We start from the raw sequence: 21961 nt of genomic DNA, 5'->3' as shown, positions 1-21961 counted from the left end.
AATAGAGCATATAAAGTATTTGAATTGAGCCTATTATCTTGAACAAGCCAGCAATTGTAAAACCCTACCAAGAAAAAACTTATCAAGAAGGTAATGTTTATTGTCGTTATAACGCGAATGCGATAGATGATTTTTCTCCCGAAATGTTAAATAGTCAATATTGGCAAGATAAAAAGGCTATAACGGGAAGTGCTCAAGGCCGTGGTACGACTTGGTTTATTGAATATAATTCGTTAGGCTCAAAGTTATCCGAAAAACAACAGTGGGTTCTACGTCATTATTATCGTGGTGGCTTAATCGGTAAAATTATTAACGATAAGTATTTATTTATAGGACAAAAAAATACACGTGCTGCACAGGAATACCAACTTTTAGATATTTTACAGTCGTTGGCATTACCGGCGCCAAAACCGATTGCGTTTCGAGTGACTAAAAAAGGGCTTTTTTATCAGGCTGACTTATTATCGTCACGTATTGAACATGCCCAGGATTTAGTCGCAATATTATCAAAAGAAGCATTAGCCGAAGAGGTTTGGCGAGAAATCGGTAAGGTTATTCGTCGTTTTCATGATGCCGGAATTTATCATCATGATTTAAATAGTCATAATATTTTACTGGATGCAAATAAAGAAGTTTGGCTGATTGATTTTGATCGTGGTGATCAACGCGCTGTTTCATCAGCTTGGCAACAAGCAAATATCGCCAGATTACTACGTTCTTTTGAAAAAGAAAAAAATAAACTGCTTACTTTTCATTGGACAAAAGAAGATTGGAATATGTTACTCGATGGGTATTTACTCGTCAGTTAATGGTGGTGTGAGCTTAGGGTCGAAGCTATAAACCTTCTTCGTTTTTCACGAATAATTTTTTTTGAAAATCGCTTGGTGTGCAACCATATTCACTTTTAAAACACTTACTAAAATAACTTTGAGATGAAAAACCGGTATCAAAAGTAGTATTTATTGCGCTTTGTCCTTGTGCTAATAATAAGCATGCTTTCTCTAAACGAAAACGTCTTAAATAATCAGTAGGTGTCGCACCTAAAATACTTTTAAGCTTCCTAAATAATTGTCTCTCGCTCATCGCCATTGCTTTAGCTACACTGTTAACTGTTGTTGATGTGTCAGGGTATTTTTTTTCTAATACTTCATTCAATTTTTCTATAAAAATATCTTGTTTACTAATCTGTTCAATCGAAGCAGCATCGATAAGTTTATCTAACAGGCTTTGTTCTATATGAGGCGACTTTGCTGCCTTTTGATTTTTTTTGTTTTTAAGTATATTCCTAATTGCCAGTAAACTTTCAATACGTAGTCTTAATTCTTCGAGATTGAAAGGTTTAGTCAGATATTCATCCACTTGATGATGCCACCCTTTAAGTTTACTCTCTAAATCATGTCGAGACGTAAGTAAAATAATGGGAATGTGATCAGTTATGGGGTTTGCTCTAATTTTCTGAGTCGCTTGATAACCATCAAGTTTTGGCATCATAATATCGCTAATAATTAAGTCAGGGACTTCTTGAATGGCGAGATTTACACCTTCTAAACCGTCATAGGCACTGAGTACAATATAATCATCAGCCAGACAATCAACTATATATTGATTCATATCATGGTTATCTTCGATGATTAATATTTTTATTTTTTCCTCTTGCGCAGTAGAAGAAAAGTTAGCACTGTTTTTTATAGGTGAAAGTGCGGTCTGTTGGGTTAAACTCATTAATTCCATGGCAACAATATTATCTATTTGTACATTTTTCAGTATGGCATTGCTCTGCTGCTTTTCTTTACCTTCGTTAATTATTGGCAGTAATACTGTTATTGTAGTGCCACTTCCTAATTCGCTGGCTAAGGTAATGCTTCCGCTGTGGCTAATGATAAGTTCTTTGATTAAAGCCAACCCAATGCCAGCTCCTGTTATTTGCTCACTTTCTTTACTGAGTACTCGGTTATATTTTTCGAAAACACTGTCGAGCTGATCGCGGGGTATACCGATACCCGTATCAACAATTTGAATATAGAGTTCATTATTTAGAGTGCGTTTGGTTTCTAAAGTAATACTGCCACCGTTATGGGTGTATTTTATTGCATTTGAAAGTAAATTTACGACGATTTTCTCAAGTGCATCATCCACCAATTCAAAGTCAATATCCTCGATATTAATTATTTGTAATTTAATGCCTTTTTCTAAAGCAAGATCTGTAAAAGCATCAACAAGTTGCTTGATGATATTACCGGTATTTTGTAGCGATTTTTGTGAGATAGCTTTCACGCGAAAAGTTTCTATATTCAGAAGCTGATCAACCATTCGAAGGAGTCGATACCCATTTCTTTTAATAACTTCAATTCGATTGAGCTGATTATCAGCCATGCGGGCAGTGAGTAACTGTGAACTTGTTCCTAAAATAAGGGTTAGTGGTGTTCTAAACTCATGAGACAGGTTGGCAAACTCTTCATTTTTTTGTTCAAGCAGTCGCTCTACTTTATCTTTTTCTTGAGCAAGTTCTATGGTACGGCGTTGAACGGAGCGCTCTAATTCATTGGTCTTATTTCTAAGCACTCGGGTGCGAAAATGAATAACTAAATAGATAGAGATAATGATCAGTAGTGAGTAAATGATTAATGCCAATGTCGTTAACCACCAAGGGGGTAAAATAAGAATAGAAATACTTGTCTCGGCACCATTCCATTGTCCATTGTTATTCGTTACACGCACTTGAAATTGGTATTCACCGGCAGGAATATTGGTATAATTTGCGGTGAGATTTTCACGGGCAACCTCACTCCAATGGTCATATCCTGCTAGCTGGTATTGATAACTGAGCTTGTCAGTATTTTGGTAATTAATATTTGCAAAATTAAAGGCAAAATTGTTTTCTTTATGGGTTAACGTTAATTGCTGTGCGCTTATAATATTTTCTTTTAATGGGCTTGTTTTTTTATCGTCACTTACGGAAACTTTCTCTCCATTAATCTTTAAACTTGTTAAGTATAAAGACGAACTATCGTCCTTTTTACGTAATGTATTCGTATGAATACGGTTAATACCGTTCATTCCTCCTAGCCATAGATCACCGGTTTTTGCATCAAAGAAACTCCCTAGTGAAGAGTCATTCGATTGCATACCGTCTTTTTCATAATAATTAGTAAAGGATGATGTGTTTTGATTAAATATAGATAAGCCGTTATAGGTACCTATCCAAAGATTATTGTTATTATCAACTTGGATATCAAATATATTATTATTAGCTAAGCTATCTTTGGCTTGATAATTAATATACTCACCTGTTGTTGGTGTAAATTTGATTATTCCATTATCTCTAGTACCTAGCCAAATATTTTGTTGGTTATCGAGAGCGGTTGTAACGATGCGTAAATTTTTATTGTCTAATAAATATGATTTTATCTGACCTGTTGCTTCATTATAAGAAATCAATCCAGCAAAGGCGGTTCCTAGCCAAAGAGTATCATTTATTTGCTTGATACTTTTTACGGTTAATTTATTACGTTGGAGCTTTTTAGCCATGCTTTCCCCAAGTAATTCCAAAGTGTTAAGTGATTGATTGTACTTTACTAAGCCATGATCAATCATTCCGAGTAACAAGTTATTGTCTCTATCAATAAAAATATCTAGAATTTCCCCGTGTTGGATTATTTGTGTTTTTTTTGTATCAGAAAAGCTTAATTGGCTGAATTTTTCTGTTTGTGGGTTATATTTTATTAATCCTTCGTTGAAGCTAGCAATCCAAATATTTCCTTCTAGATCTTCTTTTATATCCATAATCAGTTGGAAAGTTATATTGGGTAAATTGATATTATCTTTATTAAAAAATTTGCAAGTATTATTGGTTTGATTAATTAAATTTAAGCCTTTTCCTTTTGCCCCTAACCACATATTATTCTGTGAATCTAAAAATACGGCATGATTTTCATTACTCGTAATACACTGTGAGCTATTATCTTTAACGCGATATAAATCAATGGAGCTATCACTATAAGTTAATTTATTAATACCGACTTTTGTGCCTAGCCAAATATTCCCTGTACTGTCAGAAAAAGTGGTATAAACTCTATTTGAATTCAATTCAGAGTTTTCATTTTGGCTATTGTTGAGCTTTATTATTTCTTTTGTTTTTGGATTAATTATCATTAATCCATTAATCTTACTCCCGACTATTAAATGATTGTCTTGAGAGTATTTCACGGTAAAAACAAGTGATGCAAGTAACTTATCAGTTGAATATAAAGAACCAGTAGAAGTGTATCTATTGAACTCAATCAAACCAATATTACTGCCAAGCAATAAATTCTCTTTTAGCTTGATTATGCTATATACAGTTAGTTTTTTTTGAAGATTCGACGGCATATTAATCTTATGGTCAGTTATTCGCTTGTTTGCAAATGAATAACTACTTAGGCCATTTTTTGTGCCAAACCATAATTCATTATCGTTAGCTTGATACAAACTTCGAATTTGATTGCTCGATATTTTCAAGGAATTTTTTGCTGTTTTATGAAAATGAGAAACAGTATTACTAGTTGGACTTTGTTCTATTTTGAATAAGCCATTATCTCTTGTACCCACCCAAATGTTATTTTTATTGTCTTCAAGTAATACAAGTATGGAAAATGAATAACCGTCGCTATTTAACTCGACTTTATGGAATGTTTCACTCTTTTCATTGTATTTCAATAAACGTTTATTCGTGCCTACCCAAAGCTTGTTATTACTATCGATCAATAAGGATTTTACTTCGAGTGGATCCTTATCATTAATAGTTTGAAGTGAGTGTTTTTTAACATTTAAGCCATCGAAGCGAAAGAGACCTGAATTAGAGGCAAACCAAATAAAGCCATTTGAATCTTGTGTGATGGCTTTAACGTCTTGTTGGTCTCGAATTTTAGATGTAGTAAAATTAATGACGTTGTAAGTCTTTTGTAATGTACTGGCTAATATAGTAGCGCAGTGAAACTGCAAAATAATAAACAAGATCAGACAACGTTTTAACATGATATTAGATCTACCCAAATAGTCTGTTATTCATCGATATCGATTTCTGTAGGGTCAGTATTCAGAGATTCCGTTTCATATTTTACATCATAATTTACTTCCTGTTCTTCAATAACAGGAAGTATGCTGGTACACGTTTTATCACTACTACAAAAGCTAATAACGTCAATTATACTGGGTAGTGTCACTTGCTCTTGTGTAGATGTATTTGCAAAGCTTGCAGAGCTAATAAAAAAAGTTGAGATTAATAAACATTTAGTTATTTTCATGGTAATTATCCTAATGTGATTGGCGTGTCTTTGTATAAGGTGCCGGGTTAAGTTACTTCTGATTTTTGATCAGGCTGATCCCAAAATATTAAATATAAGCGTCTTATGTTAAAGGTAATAGTTAACACTCTACATTCTTATTATTAACATTCCATAATTTAATCATCGGTTAGCAAAGATATTAGCATCGCGTAAAGATTGACACAATAAATCAATATCAACACTCGTGTAACGACTAAATCTTTAGATAGGTGAGTAAGGTACCTGTAAACGTTACTGTCTTATGATGTTAATATTTCTCATTACTATCAAATACTCAGTGTTGTAGAGGCATTCGATAAGCAAGCTAATGACTAGAAGTCGATGACAAATAAAAATTGGTAGAAATATTAAGTCATGCGTTATTTTATAACGTTGATTAAGGGATCGCGTTATAAAATATAAACTTAATATTTCTACCAAAACCTCTGGAGAGGGCCACAATAATTTATCTATTTATTAACAATAAAATATGTAAACGATAAAACTATAATGAGATTTATAATAATGAGCTATCAATATTAAGCCTATTATTTGTGTTTGTTCGCCAATTTTTTCTAAAGTGTCGGTGTTATAGGTGGTCAGTGAATAATGAAGTTTGGCAGTATTCAGCAAAATATTGGCAGGGTCATAGTAGCCATTTACAGACAATGTAATTATATTTTAAGTAATAAATGAGCGATGTTTTTTTACGTAAATACGTAAACCTATAAAGAGTGATTACACTATGCCAAATACAATTATTGAATATTTACACCACCACGTTGCCGCTAAACCTGATGAAGTTGCTTTTAGCTTTTTACCTTCTAAAACAGAGCCACTGACTGAATTAACCTTCAGAGAGTTTTGGTCTGAAGCATTGTCGGTTGCTAACTTTTTAAAAAGTAAAACACAAACGGGTGATAAGGTTTTATTGCTTTACCCTCCAAATATTGACTATGTCGTTGCATTTTATGGTTGTCTTTTGGCGGGTGTTATTGCCGTACCGGCACCCTTACCGCAAAATAATTCGAAACAAACACTTGAGATTGTCAATAAATGCCAACCTGTTTTGATGCTTACAACGTTAAAAGAAGTGTCTCAGATTAGAAGTTTCTGTCAAGAACAGACAGGGATATTAAAATCAATCAGTATTTTTACCTCAGAAAATTCAGTGTCTCTTTTGGGGGCTCTTGAAGCCATTGTTGAAATAGCACCAAGGACACCTGCTTTTTTAAACTATTTTTCTGATTCAAATAATATAAATGAAGACGTTACTATAACTCACCGTGATATTATCGAAAATTTGAAGCGGTTACCAATAAAGTCGCCGGAAAGTTCAGATGATGTTTTTGTCGGGTGGCTACCTTTCTTTAGTGAGATGGACCTAATAGCACTTGGGTCATAGTAGTAGAATGTAATACGACTTTTAAATCAAGATATGGCCTAAGGGTCATATCTTTTATAACGTTATAGCCTAGTTAAGCAACGTCAGCGACTTCTAAACAACGTTTACGGTACATGGTACGAGCTTCTAAAAACTCAGGCATCGCAGACTCTGTGATGTAGGGTTGAATAATCACAAGTATCTTCAGTACACCTTCGTAAAAAACGGCATCAGTAATTTCAATGTTCTTATTTTGTGTTTGATAAAAACTTAACCAAAAGGTATTTACTAAACGTAATATACTGACAATATCAGGTAAGTCTTCGTCAGCGAACTTCATCATTTTAGTCGTGCGTAATGACAAAAGCATTTCACTGACACGCGAAGCGATTGATGATTGAACCTCAACATACTTCTCATGTAATAAAGGATTTTTGGCTAACAAGACAGGAAGATTACTGTAGAAGAAACGAAATTTCATCAGTGCTTGAAAAACAGCGTCCATGTATAAAATAATGGTATCGAGTGGTTTTACATCAGGGGAAACAAAAGGAACGGTTTCTAGCAGTAGGTTACGCGCATATTCTTCGTAGATAGAAAGAATAATGTCTTCTTTATTACGAAAGTGATAATACAAGTTACCTGGGCTAATACTTAAATGCGCAGCAATGTGGTTCGTTGTAACGTTGCGCTCGCCTTGGTCATTGAAAAGCTCAATGCTAGCTTGAATAATTTTATCACGGGTTTTCATGTCAGTTACTTCTGTTTATGTGCCATTGTATTATTTTCCATCATACTATCAAAATTGAACTGACGGAAAGGCTTTTCGAGTAAATACTTTAACAAATTCACCTTTGTTAGTTTCCATTCACTAAAAATAGCCTTTACAATGTTTTCAAGTTTATAAAGAAGATACAACTCATGACAATAAAAGCGATTTATCCAGGAACCTTTGATCCCGTGACTAACGGTCATACTGATTTAATTGAGCGTGCGAGCGCGCTATTTTCTGAAGTTATTGTGGGGGTTGCTGCAAGCCCAAGCAAAAAACCTCGTTTTGACCTAGCCCAACGCGTTGCGATGATTGAGGAGGTCAGCCGTCACCTACCCAATATCACTGTCGTTGGCTTTAGTGGTTTATTAGTGGATTTTGCTCAGAAGAAGCAAGCCAAAGTACTGATCCGTGGCTTGAGGGCAGTATCTGACTTTGATTATGAATTTCAATTAGCGAATATGAATAGACGTTTAGCCCCTGAATTGGAAAGTGTTTTTTTAACCCCCTCAGAAGGAAATTCTTTTATTTCCTCAACGTTAGTTAAAGAAGTGTCCTTGCATAATGGCGATGTCAGCCAATTTGTTCATCCTATTGTAAAAGCGGCCTTAGACAAGAGCTAACCGCCATTTTAATCAATGACTAATCAGTTTGGCAGTTTGGACAAAAAACTGAACTGCGATTTGACTGTCTAACCTCTTCTAATGTTGTTTGGCAAGTTTTACATTGCTTGCCTGCTCGACCATAAACTAATAGTTCTTGCGCAAAATACCCTGGACGCCCATCGGCTTGGGTAAAGTCTTTTAAGGTTGTGCCCCCCTGAGCAATCGCGGCGGTTAACACTGTTTTGATGATATCAGTGAGTTGGTCAAAACGTGACTCACAAATGGTACCTGCTAGTGCGGTTGGCAAAATCCCAGCTTTAAACAAGGCTTCGTTTGCATAAATATTGCCAACACCGACGACAACAGGGTTTGACATTAAGAAGGTTTTTATTGGCATTTTTCTATTTTTAGCTTTATTAAATAAATAACCATAACAAAAATCGTCAGTGAGTGGTTCAGGGCCTAATTTACTTAATAAGCCTCGTTCGTCTATATTGTCTTTAAACCAGAGTACTGCGCCAAAGCGGCGAGGGTCATTCAGCCGTAACGCTTTGCCGTGCGTGAAGACTAAATCAAAGTGATCATGCTTTGCGACAGGCATATTGTCATCAATAACTCTAATGGTTCCCGACATGCCTAAATGTAAAACTAAAGTGCCATGCGAAAATTTTATTAACAAATATTTTGAACGTCGTTCTACCGCATGTACACGATAACCAATCATGGTTTGTACCGTTTCAGGGATAGGCCAACGTAACTTAGCATTACGTACCACGACCTTAGAGACGGTTTGTTTTAAAATATGGGGACTAATGCCTTGTCGGCAAACTTCTACTTCAGGTAATTCAGGCATAGTAACTCTGGATCGGGTTTAATTTAAAAATTACAGCGTTAAAGACTGCATACGATTAACAAAAGCTTGAGCAAAGCGGTTTGCGGAATGTTCATCCATATTAAAATATAATGAAGGCTCAATTAGCTCAGCTTCCATAAGCCCAAAGCCTTGTTCGCTTCGAACAAAATCCATACGAGCGTAGAGTGGCATGCCTATTTGTGCTTTTATGACATTCAGGGATTGCTCAGCATGGTTTATCAAACTTTTTTCGGGTGTTATTGAAGCTAAACGTCCGCCATGTTCTTCTTGAACACGAAAATCATGGTCTTTTGGTGTTTTCAAAATAGCATGGCTGTACTGACCATTAAAATAAAACAGTGAAAATTCACCTTCATCAATAACACTTTCCATAAAAGGTTGTACTAAAAATTCGCTTGCTGAAAACGCTTTCTCAAGTTGTGAATAAAATTTGGTGTGATTGTCTTTCGTTAACCAAAAAGTATTATCTGCATTGGCACTAATACGTGGCTTTATCACTAATTGATCAACATTGAGTTCAGTAAAGTATTCGGCAACCTGTTGTTGAGTTAGGTTTTTTCGCCATAATGTTTTTACAATATTGATACCGTTACGGGCTAATTCACGTAAATATATTTTATCAATATTCCATGCAACTGTAATTAAGCTATTCTCAAGGTGAGCACTCGATTGTTCAATACTATTTAGTACGTTTAAAAAAGCAGGAGCGTCATCTTGGTAATCCCATGGCGAGCGAATGATAACGGCCGCATAATCATTCCAATTAACGCTTTTATCATGCCACGATACCATGTGCATTTGCCAGCCTAAGACAAGGAGTGGCTGCTCTAGTAAGTTGTCGTATGCCTCAAAATCGTCAAGGTTGTTCATGGTCAGTATCGCGCAGTGCTGTATTTTATCATGAGTCATTGGCATGGTCTTCTTAATAGTTAGAGTGAAGGACGTAACGTTTAACTTGCTAATATTTCATTGGGAATGAGTTGAGAAAATATTGCCAGAGGAAAAGATAGCCACTTTTTTTGTTGCTGATTAAAAACGAGTAATTCATTATTAGTAATAAAGAGGTTAAGTAATTGAGAGTGTGCCTCACCGGCTAATTCAACCGAAACAACTAACGCCATTTGGTGGTCAAGTGCGGGTGGTTCAGTCACAACAATGCCCTGTGTTTCATGCCAGGAGAGCATCATTTGATCCAATGCTTGTCCTGAAATCTTTACGGGAGTGGCTCGCCAAGTTCGTCCGATACGTTCAATGGTTACTTGCTGATTAATCGCTAACGATAAAATGACAGTATGCTTGGCAAACAATGTTTGTTCATTGCTTTGCTTGTTATCTGATGGATATAATTTTTTATTGGTTACGTTAATCACAAGAATAAAAATCATCACTGAAAAAATGATAACGTTATTCCAACCAGTACGAGAAAGTTTCATGAAAATATTCATCAGTAAGTAAAAGAGTAACGATGATACTAAATTTTAGGCAATAAAAAACCCAGCAATTGCTGGGTTTTTCAAAACTAAATTAAAATTACTTAATTTTAGCTTCTTTGTACATAACGTGCTGACGGATACGTGGATCAAATTTCTTGATCTCCATCTTTTCAGGCATAGTCTTTTTATTCTTATCTGTAGTATAAAAATGACCAGTACCGGCACTAGAAACTAAACGAATTTTATCGCGCATAATAATTTCCTCTAAAAGTAGTTGTTAAACTTTTCCGCCACGGGCACGGATGTCAGTTAATACTACATCAATACCTTTCTTATCGATAATACGCATTCCTTTCGGAGTTAAACGTAATTTAACGAAACGATTTTCACTCTCAACCCAAAAACGGTGAGATTGAAGGTTTGGTAAAAAACGACGACGAGTCGCGTTTCTTGCATGTGAACGGTTGTTTCCAACCATTGGCACTTTGCCTGTTACTTGGCAAACTTTAGACATTCTGAGTACTCCAAAAATTAATTCCAGGTCGAACTATTATTCCCCAAGACCGTCGCCTCGAGATCCTGAAAAAGGTGGCATATTATAGTGAAACTGAAAAATGAAAGCCAGCTTTTATAAAAAAAAACTATGTTAACCTGATATTATGTGGCTTTACAAGAGTTTATGAGGGTATTCCAGTAATATGATGTGAAGATTGGGGAGTAATTGAACAGATAAATAAAAGATTGTTGTTAATTTATCCCAGAGTCGAGCAATTTTTTGAGTTTGTTGTGTTGTTCTTCATTACACAATTCGTTAATTAGAATGCGAATAATATGTGATTTAGCTAATTTGGTTTCTTTTGCTAGATTTTGTAGTTGATGAATAGCCTGTTCGCTAAGGGTGAAAGTCGCATGACGAAATGGTTTCTCACGTTTCGTATTCTTACTGGCCAATTGCTGTTTTGCCGCAATAATGGCTTGCTCAATAGAAACATTTTGGGTGTTGTCGTTGTTCAGAATTTCGGGATGACCTAACGCATAATTTTCTGCGTCAGCAATAAATTCATCAACAGTAAACTCCCTTTTCTTTTCCTTTGCTTTTGTGGTTTTTTTTAGGTCAGTTAAACTCATGTGAGTTGTCCGGCTTCATTGCTAATAATTCTTCAGCTATTGCAGTCATTTCTATTGCTGCTTTACCCTGAGGCTCTATTTCTAGTACTGACGATCCTTGTTCTTCGCTATCATCATAGACATTACGGCTAAAGGTTACTGCGTTTAATACGTTAATACCATATGAATGACAGACCTCTTTGGCTTCTAAAATTCGTTTGCCTTGATTGGGTAGTGATGGACATTGAGTGATGACAAAAGAGGCGATCATTTTTGGATTAACCATTTTACAAGTACTGAGCATATCTTCCATGTGTGGCACTGTTTTTAAATCTCGGCGTTTAGGGCGAAGTGGAATAATGACATGGTCAGCAACCGACATTGCTGCACGTAGTGCTAAGTTATCTTGGCCACCACAATCAACAATCACGTAATCATAATGCTGTACCAAACTGAGCAAATCGTTGCGGATCTTTCCGTAGAGCTGAATACAATTTATCGCTGGCAATGAAGGGTCAGAGTTTCTTGCTTGTATCCAGTCAGACGTTGTTCTTTGTGGATCACAGTCAACCATCAGTACAATTGCTTTTTTATCACGGGCAAAATAAACAGCTAAATTCTGTGCTAAACAGCTTTTACCACTTCCCCCCTTTTCGCCACCTACTAGAATCATCATAATATAAAATGTCCTTACCTCTTGTTGTAACATCAGCATCAAGAATTAATTATAGTGCAACTATTTTATTTTGCTGTTTGATTTTCTAAGCGCAACGCTAACTCGAAATAACCATTAGGTTGTTTGATACACCTGATCACTGTGCCATATAAATTCTGGCTATCGGGGTTGGCCACTTTAAAAACCACCGTAACTTTAGTATGAAGTGGAATAATATGGTCGCAATCAAGCTTTAAACCACCACGAGAAAAGTCTAAACAAGTGATTTTTCGTTGCACCGATTTTTGTTGGTCATTTATCCAGAGAATATCAACTAACTCTTTTTCCATGTCTAAACGAAAAGTTTGTCGTCGTTCGCTATCGTCTACAATACTTTGATCTAATTCAGCGTCATTCATTTCACTCTCCTAACCTATCGTGTTTATTATAATTCACCATGCTCAGCAAATGAGTAACATTGGTTACCAGCAACAATGATGTGGTCGAGCACTCGAATGTCAATTAAGCTTAGCGCTTGCTCTAACCTTTTGGTAATTTTTTTATCAGCAATACTTGCTTCGGCGATACCAGAAGGATGATTGTGCGCTAATATAACAGCGGCGGCCTGTTGCTTTAAGGCGTGTTCAACCACTATTCGGGGGTAAACAGCTGCCGCATCAATCGTACCAAAAAACAAGCGTTCAAAAGTTAATACCTGATGTTGGTTGTTGAGAAACATCACCGCAAAAATCTCTCTGCTTTCTCCCCGTAATTCACTGGTTAAATAATCTCGCGTTGCTTGTGACGAGGTTAATGCTGTCCCTTGCTGTAATTGCTCGCTAAGGTATCGCTTCGACATTTCTAAACAAGCTTGTAACTGCACGTATTTAGCCACACCTAAACCATGGTGCTGACAAAATTCTTTTTCTGTCGCGCGATAAATGGCCGCAATACTGCCAAAGTTTTTTAAAAGCTGCTGAGCCAGCTCAACAACATGGCAACCTTTTACCCCCGTACGTAAAAATATTGCTAATAATTCAGCGTCACTTAAACTGCTGGGGCCTCTGTAGAGTAACTTCTCCCTCGGTTTTTCATTTTCTAACCAATCTTTTAACATCGCCGCATCCTTGCAAAGCCAATTTGTAAATGAACAAATTAATGGTATCTTATCGCCACTTATCGTTATTAAGACTAGCAGTTTATGCAAATTTTACAGGGGAAAAAAATAGTTCTGGGTATTACTGGCGGTATTGCTGCTTATAAAACACCAGAATTAGTGCGCCGTTTAAAAGAACGTGGCGCGGATGTTCGTGTCGTAATGACCACAGCGGCGAAAGCCTTTATTACGCCATTAACACTTCAAGCTGTTTCGGCAAATGCTGTTTCAGATAGCCTACTTGATACCCAAGCTGAATTAGCCATGGGACATATTGAACTAGCAAAGTGGGCCGATTTTGTTTTAATCGCACCAGCGACTGCCGACGCCATCGCGCGTATTACTTGTGGCATGGCAAATGATTTATTAACGACAATATGTTTAGCAACGACTGCCCCAATAGCGATTGCTCCCGCGATGAATCAACAAATGTGGCATGCTGAAGTTACCCAAGAAAATATGAGTAAACTTATTGCTCGAAAAGTGGTTGTCTTCGGCCCAGGCGCTGGAGAACAAGCTTGTGGTGATGTTGGTTTAGGGCGGATGTTAGACGTTGATAAATTAGTAACACATATGTGTGAATTTTTTCAGCAGCCTTTGATTGCTTCCCAGGTAAAGCTATTAGGTCAAACATGGGTCGTTACCGCAGGGCCAACGCGTGAAGCTATTGATCCTGTGCGTTATATCTCTAATCACAGTTCAGGAAAAATGGGTTATGCGATCGCACAAGCGGCTCAGTTGGCTGGCGCAAAAGTACATATTATTTCAGGCCCAGTAAATATTTCCGTACCAAACGGTTGTGAGAAAATAGCTGTAGAAAGTGCGTTGCAAATGCACGAGCAAGCGCTTGAATTTGCAAAGAAAGCAGATGTTTTTGTCGCTTGTGCGGCTGTTGCTGACTACCGTGTTAGTGAGGTAGCTATACAGAAAATTAAAAAATCAGCCGATGCAATGCAACTTAATTTAGTGAAAAATCCAGATATTATTGCGAATGTCGCTGCTTTGTCATCAAAACCTTTTACCGTGGGTTTTGCGGCAGAAACACAAGATGTTGAACACTATGCGTTAGATAAATTAAAAAGAAAAAATCTTGATATGATTGCCGCCAATAATGTTGCACTTTTAGGCCAAGGTTTTAACAGTGATGATAATGCGTTAACGATTTTTTCCAGTAAAAATAAAACGGAGTTACCGTTAGCTTCAAAAAAAATACTTGCCGAGCAATTAGTACAACTAATTTCGCAACATTATATTGAAAAAAAATAAGAGAACGATTTATGACCGTAGCGCAAAAAACTAATCGCAAACAACAAATTTTAGAGTGTTTAGCCAAAATGCTAGAGACTTGTCCTGGTCAGAGAATAACGACCGCGAAACTTGCCGCAGAAGTTGGCGTATCAGAAGCTGCGCTTTATCGTCACTTCCCTTCTAAGGCACGTATGTTCGAAGGCTTAATTGATTTTATTGAAGAATCAACTTTTTCAAGGGTAAATTTAATTCTCAGTGATCACAAAGAAGCGTTGGTGCGTTGTCATCATATTTTGCATGTTTTGTTGGTTTTTTCTGAGCGTAACCCAGGTATGTGCCGTATTCTAGCAGGGGATGCGCTAATGGGCGAAAACGAAAGGTTACGTGCACGGGTTAATCAATATTTTGAAAAGTTAGAAACACAATTTAAACAAGTTTTACGTGAACGAAAATTACGTGAAGGTAAAGGCTTTAGTATTTCAGAGCAAGCATTAGCCAATATATTAGGCGCCTTTGTTGAAGGGAAAATTAGCCAGTATGTGCGTTCAGGTTTTACCAAGAAACCCAGTGAAGACTTCAATGACCAATGGCAATTTTTAATGGCGGGTAAATAAAATTCGCGCAAAAAGGCTATAAGGCGATTCTTAGCAATACCGATTTCAGCAAGTAGATAAACTAACAAGTATTAAAATAAAATTAAGGAAACAATGTGAGTAATTTATCACAACTTCAACCAACGAATTTATGGCAGTTATTTGAAAAAGTATGCAGCATTCCGCACCCTTCAAAGCATGAGCAAAAGATATCAGCTTGGATCCAATCTTGGGCAAAAGAGCAAGGTTTAGCGGTAAAAGAAGATGCCGTAGGTAATATTTTCATTAAGAAGCCAGCAACATTAGGCATGGAAAATTGCCAAGGTGTTATTCTTCAAGCACATATGGATATGGTACCGCAAAAGAATGCGGATTCCGATCATGACTTTTTAACGGATGCTATAAAGCCTTATATCGTTGAAGAAGCTGACGGACAATGGGTAACGGCAGAAGGCACCACATTAGGTGCTGATAATGGCATTGGCTTATGCTCAGCTTTAGCGGTTTTAGCAAGTAACGATATTGTTCATGGGCCTTTAGAAGTTTTAGTGACCATAGATGAAGAAGCTGGCATGAGCGGTGCTTTTGGCTTAGAGGCGGGCTGGTTAGACGGTGATATTTTAATTAATACCGATTCTGAACAAGAAGGCGAAATATATATGGGTTGCGCGGGTGGCATTGACGCTGAAGCTACCTTTACACTAGTTTTTGAAGATGTTGCACAAGATTTTACTTCATTTACCTTGTCTCTTTCTGGTTTAAAAGGCGGGCATTCAGGGGTCGACATTGATACAGGTCGCGCTAACGCAAATAAACTTTTAGTGCGCTTTTTACTTGAAGCGAGCCAAAAGTTCGACCTGCGCTTAGTTGATTTAAACGGTGGTAGCTTACGCAATGCTATTCCTCGTGAAGCTGATGCCAGTTTCGTTATTACAACAAAGGACGTTGCAGCATTTAAAGTAAGCGTAGCCACTTATTTAGCCACATTGCGTACGACATTAGGTAGCATTGAAACTGATATCGATATGTTACTTATTTCACCAGAGATTTTCGACCAGTGTTGGAATAGTAAAACACAATCGTTAATTTTAAATGCGCTTAACGCCTGTCCAAATGGTGTTGTTCGCATGAGTGATGATATTGAAGGTATTGTAGAAACGTCGCTTAATTTAGGCGTTGTTCGCTGTAAAGGGCATAAATTTGTGGCAATGTCTCTCATTCGTAGTTTACATGACGATGGCCGTTTAATGGCAGAGTCTATGGTGAATTCAGTCTTTACATTGGCAGGAGCAAAGGTTGAGTTTGCTGGCGCTTATCCCGGGTGGAAGCCTGATACGAGTTCCCGTATTATGAAAACGGTCCGTGATACCTACCAAGCACTGTTTAATAAAGTCCCTGAAATTATGGTGATTCATGCCGGTTTAGAGTGTGGCTTATTTAAAACCGCTTATCCAAACTGGGATATGGTCTCGTTTGGACCGACCATTAAGTTTCCTCATTCACCCGATGAAAAAGTGAATGTCGCTGCGGTTGCGCTTTATTGGCAGTTACTGGTTGCGGTATTGAAGAATATTCCCAAAAAAGCGTAGTTTATCGTTTGAGCAGTTAGATACGTTGTTGAATCTATTAAGGGGCATAATGTTAATCGTGCCTAAAGATATTCAACAGCGTTGTTAAATAAAGCTCAGAACTATCGCGTAAGGTATCACTTGTTAGCCTAAAGTCTAGTAACATTTTTTTTGAGTTCCGTTACACTAAAAATAATAACTTTTAAGGTATAACATTATGTTCCAGCCAGAAAAAATAATAGTTGCTGACGACCACCCTTTATTTAGACAGGCGTTATTAGCGGCTCTCGATGTTAAGTTTAATAAAACGCAGTGGCTAGAAGCACAAACAATAGAACAACTTGATCAGCAATTGTTAGCCAATACTGACAGTGATTTAGTGCTGTTAGATTTGAATATTCCAGGTGCGCATGGTTTTAATACTTTGATTCACGTACGTAATCACTTTCCACAAATACCTGTAGTCATGATTTCTGCGCATGAAGATAATGACACCATTTGTAAAGCTATGGAGTATGGTGCAGCAGGTTTTGTACCAAAATCTACGCCCGTAGACACTATTATTTATGCTATTCAACAGATTTTAGCGGGTGAAGTATGGGTGCCAGAAAGTTTTGAACAGGCCAGTAAAGGTGATGGTGAAAGTAATATTGCTGAACGTGTTGCAAGTTTGACCCAACAACAATATCGAATTTTAATGATGTTCGCACAAGGTCTATTAAATAAGCAAATTGCATATGACCTTAATGTATCAGAAGCGACAATAAAAGCTCACGCAACCGCTATTTTTCGTAAACTCAATGTTCGTAATAGAACGCAAGCCGTTATCGCTATTGCACCACTTAATGTCTCTGAACCGAATATCAATAATTAAAATTGGCTTGTTTTTAATTGACACTACTCAGCATAATTATCTTTTAACTTCTTCGCCAACATCGCGCTCATCATAGCGCGAAGTGCTGCTGGCTTAACAAGCTTCCTCATAAAACCAACGTCAGCTTTCTGAGTCTTTTCTTCAATATCACTATCGGTGGTCGCTGTAATTAATATCGCAGGAATATAATGATTACTGCTGGCGCGTAAGGCTTTTATCAAGATTAAGCCATCTTGGTTATTATTGAGTTGGTAGTCGACTAATAAAATTTCAACTTCATTTTCGTGCAGTGAAAATATTTTTTTTGCTTGCTCAAAAGAGTTAGCTGACAGCACATTACACTGCCAAGCACTTAATAGCTCAGTCATACCGTTAAGTACATCAAGATCATTATCAATACACATAACGGTAACATCTTTTAACCCTATTTTAGCGATGGGCTGTTCAATGTTAATTTTAACTTGTCGCTGAGCTTTGGGAATAGCGAGTGAGAATTTACAACCTTGCTGATCTTTAGATTTTAACGACAGTGGGTGTTCTAATAACTGGGCTAAACTTTGGGTAATGTTAAGGCCAAGCCCCAAGCCTCTGCTCGTATGACGGGTACTATTTTCTAGTTGGGTAAACTGCTCGAAAACAATTTTTTGTTTTTCAAGAGGAATACCTGGACCACTATCTACTACTTGAATGTTAACGTCCTTGCCCACAATGCGTGCCCCTAATAAAATTTTACCTGGGCTGGCGTAACGAAAGGCATTACCAATTAAGTTTTGTAAAATACGACGTAATAAATTTCGATCAGACGTAATCCATGCTTTACAAGAAGCGACTCTAAATTCAACGTGATATTCAGCGGCGGAAGCTGAGAATTCTTGTGCTAAATCTTTGAATAAATCATTCACAGAAAAAATTGTATAATGGGCGGTAATATTACCACTTTCAATACGTGCTATTTCACCTAAATCAGACAGTAAATCGTTGGCAACTTTTAAAGAATGATCGATGTTTTTGACTTGTCTTAATTGATTTTCACTTAAACTCCCTTGGCTACTCAGCGCTGAAGTAAACAACCTAGCGGCCTCTAATGGTTGCATTAAATCATGACTACAGGCTTTCAAATATAAACTTTTCTTAATATGTGCCTGTTCAGCTTTTGTTCTGGCAATATCTAAGTCTTCATTGGTTTTTTCTAATTTTTGGGTGCGCTCGGCAATAATGGCTTCTAAATCAATATTAGTATCTTTTAATACTCGTTCAGCATCTTTATAGGCGGTAACATCAGAAAATAACATGACGAAGCCACCACCAGGTAAAGGGTTACCTTGAATTCTAATGACTTGCCCATTTGGATTTTGGCGTTCAGAGCTATGAGGGCTTCCGTTTCTTAAATACTCTAAACGTTTTTCCACTTGTCGACTAATTTCGCCTTCACCACACAAACCGCGTGAGGCATTGTATCGAATAAGATGCTTTATTGGACACCCTTTATAAATCAACTCCTTAGGGTAAGAAAACATGTCAATATATTTATTGTTCCACGCGACGAGTTTAAGTTCATTATCGACAATGGAAATGCCTTCACTCGCATTTTCAATTGCACTTTGTAATAAGTTTTGACTAAATGTTCGTTGCTGACTTGAGGCATCTTCAACTAATACCGCAATTTCATCGAGGGCAATATCACGACCGTCTAAGGCTGAAGACAAGACTAAGCAAGCTGAAGACGCGCCCATAACACTGGCGAGTGTATTTTCAGTATGTAGTAATAACTGTTGGTTATAATCGCTTTGTGTAACCTCTTTTTTGACAATGCTTTGTTGAAATTGCTTAAAGCTTATTTTTGCTTTTCCTTCACCAACAAAACGTGAAACTAATACTTCTAAATCGCGTTCATCAACATGACGTTTTTTCTGGGAACTGAGCAATTTAGGTACTTGCCACTCTAAAAATAGCGACGCTTGTACACGCTCTTGTACGCTTTGCCGACTTATTTGTGACAATGCCCACATTACAATAATATTTACGGTCAAACTGAGCAAGCTTGCGGTGGTATTGGCTGACAATAATCCGCCAGTAAAGGGTTGTTCATATAAACCAAACTGTGGAAGAAAATTCAGTATTAGCCAAAGCGAAAAGCCAATTAAGATACCGGCATATACGCCAGTTAAACTGGCTCTTCGCCAATAAAATGCAGCAACCAGTGCCGGCGTTAATTGAGCAAAAGCACCAAAAGCAATCTCACCTAACGAACTAAGGGTGTCTGGTGAGGTCATTAAGAAAACACCATAACCGAGTAAAATAACAAGTAAAACAAGTGCTTTACGAATGTTGAGTAAGCGAATTCGAAACTCATCAAAGTCGGTGTTTTTAGTTTCGCTTGCACGAAAAATATAGGGAAAAACGATTTCATTACTAAGCATGGTACTCAGCGCAATAGAAGAAATAATAACCATAGAGCTCGCGGCAGAAATCGCGCCAAGAAAAGCAAACAGGGTTAGCCAGGTTTGTTGATGATGCCAAGGTAAGAACAAAACATAGGCATCAGAGGGCACAGTATCACCCAAGATCATTTGGCCTGCGATGCCAAGTGGCGCAGCAAAAATAGCAAAAACTAATAAATAGAGCGGGAATACTTTTCGACTAAGCTTGGTATCTTTAGGGTTTTTAAGTTCAACGACCATCACTTGAAACTGTCGAGGTAAAGACAAGAATGCCGCCATTACAATCACTAACATTGCCAACATTGACATCATGTTGGGGAAGTTAAGCTGTTGTTCAAGTTGTAAATTTGCCCCTGATTTGTACCAAATATCCATGGGCGAGTCGAAAACGAAAAAAGTGACAAATATACCCACAGCAAGAAAGGCAAAAAGTTTTACTAAAGATTCAAAAGCAATGGCGAGCATAACGCCAGGGTGGCGTTCTGTAACATCGATATGACGAATACCAAATATAACGGTGAAGCCGGCAAGTACTAAGCTTGAAATAAGTCCAAAGCGCCAAGTGACTAACGTTTGTTCTGCTTGAAGTTGTTGAAAAGAATAGACAATCGCCTTTAACTGTAGTGCGATATAGGGCATGGTGCCGACTAAAGCAACAATTGTGACCATAATTGCTAAGTTATGCGATTTTCCGTAACGAGAAGCGAGTAAGTCGGCAAGAGAGGTTAAGTTTAATTTTAAACTGACACGAACAATACGTTGAATAAAAGGCCAAGCAAAAGCAAATAATAATATAGGGCCTAAATAAATAGGAATATGGGAAAGAAAGTTTGTCGACGCTTGTCCGGTGGTCCCTAAGAAACTCCATGACGTACAGTACACACCTAACGTTAATGCATAAATAATGCCCTGACTTTTTCGAACGATTTTATGTCGGTATTTATTGCCTAAATAGGCAATAAGAAAAAGCAGGCCAATATAACCAATACTCAATACAGACAATTGCCAGTTGGGGAACATAATACATCTCAATTTTTATTTTTATACGCTCTACAATACCAAGCCTCTACGCTTATTTATACTACAGTTAGTGGTTAATGAATAAAACACTTTTAACGGATTAATTGTCGAGTATTGCACTTCAATATCAATACTATATAATTGCATTCGAATTTCATTCGAATTGATGGGTTAAAAGAGGTTGTCATGGCACCAGCACCAAGGTTTAGTCTTGAAGAACAAGAAAAGTTAATTTTGTTTGCCGCAGTTACTGCGATAGAAAAAAGTACATTGTTAGACTTTTCTATGTCATCAATTGCTAAATCTGCGGGCCTATCTATGGGCTCAGTGTATAAGTTTGTGCAATGTAAAGAAGATTTACTGATTGCTCTGGCAACAAAAATGTATCAAGAAAAGTATCGGGTTTTTAGTCAAGTGCTTGCACTCTCGCTTACGACACCTGAACGAATTATTGCTTTGAGCTTACTCGATTTTTCAAAAGTACAAATGTTTAGTTTTGATGATCAACTAGAAAGTATCGTCAACACTCGTGCCATTATGAAACGATGTTCGCAACGTTGGCTTGATTATATGATCAACTGTAGCAAAGTCTGTGAGGATTCTTTTCAGGTACTGTTACAAACGGCAGTAGATACTAAAGAATTGCAATCTGGCATCAATGCTATGGAACAAATAAGCATTGGAGCATGGTCTTTAAATGTAGGGTATTTTCAAACAGTAAGGATTCATCATGGTAGAAACACCAACCAAGAAAATGAAATCCAAGAGAGTATCGCTTCTTTATCAACCGATAATGTACATATTCTTAACTTACAGCGTTTTATTAATACCTTCGATTGGCAAAAAAAAGTCAGTAAACAAGATATTGAAAAAGTAGCTCAGCAACTCGTTATATCAGAGCTTAGATAACAAAATGATAAATAATAAA

Annotated in this window: 21 protein-coding genes; 8 read left to right on the top strand and 13 right to left on the bottom strand. The window is 37.1% G+C overall.

Going from position 1 to position 21961, the window contains the following annotated elements; translation table 11 throughout:
- Positions 1 to 38: 38 nt before the first annotated feature.
- Positions 39 to 809, top strand: coding sequence for a 3-deoxy-D-manno-octulosonic acid kinase (locus H4J73_RS12495; RefSeq protein ID WP_220460156.1), 771 nt, complete (start codon positions 39 to 41; stop codon positions 807 to 809).
- A 25-nt stretch (positions 810 to 834) separates the two neighbouring features.
- On the opposite strand, the gene H4J73_RS12490 is transcribed toward H4J73_RS12495, so the two are convergent.
- Together H4J73_RS12490 and H4J73_RS12485 are read right to left on the bottom strand one after the other, a co-directional pair.
- Positions 835 to 5013: a two-component regulator propeller domain-containing protein gene (locus tag H4J73_RS12490; protein ID WP_182182318.1), complete on the bottom strand. Its 4179-nt coding sequence runs from the start codon at positions 5011 to 5013 to the stop codon at positions 835 to 837.
- 26 nt (positions 5014 to 5039) lie between these two features.
- Complete coding sequence (locus tag H4J73_RS12485; protein ID WP_182182317.1) at positions 5040 to 5282, bottom strand: hypothetical protein; 243 nt, start codon at positions 5280 to 5282, stop codon at positions 5040 to 5042.
- 766 nt (positions 5283 to 6048) lie between these two features.
- Between H4J73_RS12485 and H4J73_RS12480 the strand changes: the two genes are divergently transcribed.
- Entirely contained in the window at positions 6049 to 6708 is a 660-nt protein-coding gene (locus H4J73_RS12480) for an AMP-binding protein (RefSeq protein WP_182182316.1), read from the top strand.
- 73 nt (positions 6709 to 6781) lie between these two features.
- On the opposite strand, the gene H4J73_RS12475 is transcribed toward H4J73_RS12480, so the two are convergent.
- Positions 6782 to 7438, bottom strand: a complete 657-nt coding sequence (locus H4J73_RS12475; protein ID WP_182182315.1) for a TetR/AcrR family transcriptional regulator — start codon at positions 7436 to 7438, stop codon at positions 6782 to 6784.
- Between the two features lie 170 nt (positions 7439 to 7608).
- Between H4J73_RS12475 and coaD the strand changes: the two genes are divergently transcribed.
- Entirely contained in the window at positions 7609 to 8082 is a 474-nt protein-coding gene (coaD, locus tag H4J73_RS12470; RefSeq protein ID WP_182182314.1) for a pantetheine-phosphate adenylyltransferase, read from the top strand.
- 19 nt (positions 8083 to 8101) lie between these two features.
- On the opposite strand, the gene mutM is transcribed toward coaD, so the two are convergent.
- The 9 genes from mutM to radC all read right to left on the bottom strand — a co-directional run bounded on the left by mutM (position 8102) and on the right by radC (position 13250).
- Complete coding sequence (mutM, locus tag H4J73_RS12465; protein ID WP_182182313.1) at positions 8102 to 8917, bottom strand: bifunctional DNA-formamidopyrimidine glycosylase/DNA-(apurinic or apyrimidinic site) lyase; 816 nt, start codon at positions 8915 to 8917, stop codon at positions 8102 to 8104.
- A 30-nt stretch (positions 8918 to 8947) separates the two neighbouring features.
- Positions 8948 to 9853, bottom strand: a complete 906-nt coding sequence (locus H4J73_RS12460; RefSeq protein WP_259366525.1) for a RimK family alpha-L-glutamate ligase — start codon at positions 9851 to 9853, stop codon at positions 8948 to 8950.
- 35 nt (positions 9854 to 9888) lie between these two features.
- Positions 9889 to 10371 (bottom strand): hypothetical protein, encoded by a 483-nt coding sequence (locus tag H4J73_RS12455; protein ID WP_182182312.1) that lies wholly within the window; start codon positions 10369 to 10371, stop codon positions 9889 to 9891.
- Positions 10372 to 10468: 97 nt separating this feature from the next.
- Complete coding sequence (rpmG, locus tag H4J73_RS12450; RefSeq protein ID WP_070375415.1) at positions 10469 to 10624, bottom strand: 50S ribosomal protein L33; 156 nt, start codon at positions 10622 to 10624, stop codon at positions 10469 to 10471.
- 24 nt (positions 10625 to 10648) lie between these two features.
- Entirely contained in the window at positions 10649 to 10885 is a 237-nt protein-coding gene (gene rpmB / locus H4J73_RS12445) for a 50S ribosomal protein L28 (RefSeq protein WP_070375416.1), read from the bottom strand.
- 233 nt (positions 10886 to 11118) lie between these two features.
- A complete protein-coding gene (locus H4J73_RS12440; protein ID WP_182182311.1) occupies positions 11119 to 11499 on the bottom strand; it encodes a hypothetical protein in 381 nt (126 codons plus the stop codon).
- Entirely contained in the window at positions 11486 to 12154 is a 669-nt protein-coding gene (locus H4J73_RS12435; RefSeq protein ID WP_182182310.1) for an AAA family ATPase, read from the bottom strand. The genes H4J73_RS12440 and H4J73_RS12435 overlap by 14 nt, the downstream gene beginning before the upstream one ends.
- Before the next feature lie 65 nt (positions 12155 to 12219).
- Positions 12220 to 12552: a PilZ domain-containing protein gene (locus H4J73_RS12430; protein WP_182182309.1), complete on the bottom strand. Its 333-nt coding sequence runs from the start codon at positions 12550 to 12552 to the stop codon at positions 12220 to 12222.
- A gap of 26 nt (positions 12553 to 12578) precedes the next feature.
- Entirely contained in the window at positions 12579 to 13250 is a 672-nt protein-coding gene (radC, locus tag H4J73_RS12425; protein ID WP_182182308.1) for a DNA repair protein RadC, read from the bottom strand.
- An 84-nt stretch (positions 13251 to 13334) separates the two neighbouring features.
- Between radC and coaBC the strand changes: the two genes are divergently transcribed.
- The 4 genes from coaBC to H4J73_RS12405 all read left to right on the top strand — a co-directional run bounded on the left by coaBC (position 13335) and on the right by H4J73_RS12405 (position 17572).
- A complete protein-coding gene (coaBC, locus tag H4J73_RS12420; protein WP_182182307.1) occupies positions 13335 to 14555 on the top strand; it encodes a bifunctional phosphopantothenoylcysteine decarboxylase/phosphopantothenate--cysteine ligase CoaBC in 1221 nt (406 codons plus the stop codon).
- Between the two features lie 11 nt (positions 14556 to 14566).
- Positions 14567 to 15151 carry a nucleoid occlusion factor SlmA gene (gene slmA, locus H4J73_RS12415; protein WP_182182306.1) on the top strand — a complete coding sequence of 195 codons (585 nt, stop codon included), beginning with the start codon at positions 14567 to 14569 and terminating at the stop codon, positions 15149 to 15151.
- A gap of 95 nt (positions 15152 to 15246) precedes the next feature.
- Positions 15247 to 16719 carry an aminoacyl-histidine dipeptidase gene (locus tag H4J73_RS12410; RefSeq protein ID WP_182182305.1) on the top strand — a complete coding sequence of 491 codons (1473 nt, stop codon included), beginning with the start codon at positions 15247 to 15249 and terminating at the stop codon, positions 16717 to 16719.
- A 193-nt stretch (positions 16720 to 16912) separates the two neighbouring features.
- Positions 16913 to 17572, top strand: coding sequence for a response regulator (locus H4J73_RS12405; RefSeq protein ID WP_404851873.1), 660 nt, complete (start codon positions 16913 to 16915; stop codon positions 17570 to 17572).
- Positions 17573 to 17595: 23 nt separating this feature from the next.
- Here H4J73_RS12405 and H4J73_RS12400 read toward each other — a convergent pair whose 3' ends face one another.
- Entirely contained in the window at positions 17596 to 21033 is a 3438-nt protein-coding gene (locus H4J73_RS12400; RefSeq protein ID WP_182182303.1) for a PAS-domain containing protein, read from the bottom strand.
- 186 nt (positions 21034 to 21219) lie between these two features.
- Between H4J73_RS12400 and H4J73_RS12395 the strand changes: the two genes are divergently transcribed.
- Positions 21220 to 21942, top strand: coding sequence for a TetR/AcrR family transcriptional regulator (locus tag H4J73_RS12395; protein ID WP_182182302.1), 723 nt, complete (start codon positions 21220 to 21222; stop codon positions 21940 to 21942).
- Positions 21943 to 21961: the final 19 nt, after the last annotated feature.

Source organism: Colwellia sp. MB3u-41, assembly GCF_014076845.1.
Lineage (GTDB): Bacteria > Pseudomonadota > Gammaproteobacteria > Enterobacterales > Alteromonadaceae > Colwellia_A.
This window is presented reverse-complemented; position numbering and strand designations above follow the sequence as displayed.

Excerpts from the sequence above, each read along its gene's own strand:
- slmA (WP_182182306.1), top strand. The coding sequence starts at position 14,567 with ATGACCGTAGCGCAAAAAACTAATCGCAAACAACAAATTTTAGAGTGT.
- coaBC (WP_182182307.1), top strand. The coding sequence starts at position 13,335 with ATGCAAATTTTACAGGGGAAAAAAATAGTTCTGGGTATTACTGGCGGT.
- H4J73_RS12480 (WP_182182316.1), top strand. The coding sequence starts at position 6,049 with ATGCCAAATACAATTATTGAATATTTACACCACCACGTTGCCGCTAAA.
- mutM (WP_182182313.1), bottom strand. The coding sequence starts at position 8,917 with ATGCCTGAATTACCTGAAGTAGAAGTTTGCCGACAAGGCATTAGTCCC.
- H4J73_RS12440 (WP_182182311.1), bottom strand. The coding sequence starts at position 11,499 with ATGAGTTTAACTGACCTAAAAAAAACCACAAAAGCAAAGGAAAAGAAA.
- rpmB (WP_070375416.1), bottom strand. The coding sequence starts at position 10,885 with ATGTCTAAAGTTTGCCAAGTAACAGGCAAAGTGCCAATGGTTGGAAAC.
- rpmG (WP_070375415.1), bottom strand. The coding sequence starts at position 10,624 with ATGCGCGATAAAATTCGTTTAGTTTCTAGTGCCGGTACTGGTCATTTT.
- coaD (WP_182182314.1), top strand. The coding sequence starts at position 7,609 with ATGACAATAAAAGCGATTTATCCAGGAACCTTTGATCCCGTGACTAAC.
- H4J73_RS12455 (WP_182182312.1), bottom strand. The coding sequence starts at position 10,371 with ATGAAACTTTCTCGTACTGGTTGGAATAACGTTATCATTTTTTCAGTG.
- H4J73_RS12395 (WP_182182302.1), top strand. The coding sequence starts at position 21,220 with ATGGCACCAGCACCAAGGTTTAGTCTTGAAGAACAAGAAAAGTTAATT.
- H4J73_RS12485 (WP_182182317.1), bottom strand. The coding sequence starts at position 5,282 with ATGAAAATAACTAAATGTTTATTAATCTCAACTTTTTTTATTAGCTCT.
- H4J73_RS12400 (WP_182182303.1), bottom strand. The coding sequence starts at position 21,033 with ATGTTCCCCAACTGGCAATTGTCTGTATTGAGTATTGGTTATATTGGC.
- H4J73_RS12435 (WP_182182310.1), bottom strand. The coding sequence starts at position 12,154 with ATGATGATTCTAGTAGGTGGCGAAAAGGGGGGAAGTGGTAAAAGCTGT.
- H4J73_RS12460 (WP_259366525.1), bottom strand. The coding sequence starts at position 9,853 with ATGCCAATGACTCATGATAAAATACAGCACTGCGCGATACTGACCATG.
- H4J73_RS12430 (WP_182182309.1), bottom strand. The coding sequence starts at position 12,552 with ATGAATGACGCTGAATTAGATCAAAGTATTGTAGACGATAGCGAACGA.
- radC (WP_182182308.1), bottom strand. The coding sequence starts at position 13,250 with ATGTTAAAAGATTGGTTAGAAAATGAAAAACCGAGGGAGAAGTTACTC.
- H4J73_RS12475 (WP_182182315.1), bottom strand. The coding sequence starts at position 7,438 with ATGAAAACCCGTGATAAAATTATTCAAGCTAGCATTGAGCTTTTCAAT.
- H4J73_RS12490 (WP_182182318.1), bottom strand. The coding sequence starts at position 5,013 with ATGTTAAAACGTTGTCTGATCTTGTTTATTATTTTGCAGTTTCACTGC.